This is a genomic window from Bacillus sp. NTK034 (genome assembly GCF_017303275.1).
Classification (GTDB): Bacteria; Bacillota; Bacilli; order Bacillales; family Cytobacillaceae; genus Cytobacillus.
In genome coordinates this window covers 1-202 of sequence record NZ_JAFKOJ010000068.1, presented here as the reverse complement: position 1 = coordinate 202, position 202 = coordinate 1, and the positions used below count along the sequence as shown (strand labels likewise).

The following is a 202-nucleotide window of genomic DNA, read 5'->3' as shown; positions in this document are numbered from 1 at the left end:
GCTGAGCTACTCCCCGTAATATGGCGCGCCCGAGAGGAGTCGAACCCCTAACCTTTTGATCCGTAGTCAAACGCTCTATCCAATTGAGCTACGGGCGCAAAATAATGGAGCGGAAGACGGGATTCGAACCCGCGACCCCCACCTTGGCAAGGTGATGTTCTACCACTGAACTACTTCCGCTTAAAGAATGGTGCGGGTGAAG

The 202-nt window shown here is 54.0% G+C and carries 2 tRNA genes; both read right to left on the bottom strand.

Annotated elements, in window-relative coordinates:
• Positions 1–21 precede the first annotated feature (21 nt).
• A tRNA-Arg gene (locus JI665_RS28440) sits at positions 22–98 on the bottom strand.
• Between the two features lie 7 nt (positions 99–105).
• Positions 106–180: transfer RNA gene (locus JI665_RS28435), tRNA-Gly, on the bottom strand.
• Positions 181–202 lie beyond the last annotated feature (22 nt).